1 protein-coding gene and 1 pseudogene are annotated in these 799 nt (G+C 73.8%); both read right to left on the bottom strand.

Annotation, left to right across the window (positions count from 1 at the left end):
* Window positions 1-360, bottom strand: a 360-nt coding sequence (locus AC27IQ_RS26070) for an STN domain-containing protein (protein ID WP_487091372.1), incomplete at its 3' end; no start/stop codon positions are given.
* 208 nt (window positions 361-568) lie between these two features.
* Window positions 569-799: pseudogene (locus AC27IQ_RS26065) on the bottom strand (FecR family protein); the annotation flags it as partial.

The following is a 799-nucleotide window of genomic DNA, read 5'->3' as shown; positions in this document are numbered from 1 at the left end:
TGCGGCCTCCGGGGTGCCACCGGCGGGGGCGGTGCCCGCGCGCTCCACCGTGAAGGTGCGGGCATCCTGCGCGCGCACCACCAGCCCGGTGCCGGCGACCAGGCGCTGCAGCGCATCGCGCACCTCCAGCGTGCCCCGCACCGCCGGCGCCTGCTGGCCCTGGGCGATGTCGGTGACGAACACGATCTGCACGCCGCTCTGGCGCGCCAGGGCGTTCAATGACTGCGCCAGGGGCTGGGCGGGCAGGTCCACCGCGACGGGCTGGGCCTGGGCGGCGGCGGTGGCGGCGATGCACAGCGCGGCGGCCAGCGCGGCCCAGCGGGCGCGGTGTGGCGGGCGGCGGTGTTGGGGGATCGGCATGGAGGCTCCTGGAAAGAAATCGGTCAAGACACAAAAAGGGGACGGCGGGCGGGCAGGGCGCGCCCGTCCCCCTGTGAGCCGATGCGGCGGGCGGGTTTGTACACGTCGCCGATCCAAATCAATGAATGGCCAGCGGCGGCCCATCGGCCGGAGACCGGGCACTGGGCCTCGAAACGGGCGCCGCCGCAATCAATGCGCCGGCATCCTGCTATGGTTTTTGATGTGCCGTGCGCAGGCCGATCACCACGCTGCCGTCCGCATGGCGGTCCACCCGCACCGGGGCCAGACGCGGCAGCAGGTCGATCAGCTGGTCGATGCGGTCCAGGTCGAACTCCCCCGAGATGCGCAGCGCCGCGGCGTGCCCGTCGGCCAGCGTGATGGGCGTGCGGCGGTGGCGCTGCATCTCGGCCACGGCGTCGGCCAGCGGCGTGGCGTCCAG

The sequence above is a fragment of the Acidovorax sp. KPB24-07 genome, assembly GCF_057543315.1.
The sequence above is the reverse complement of the archived record's forward strand: the minus strand, read 5'-3'. Positions and strand labels throughout refer to the sequence as shown.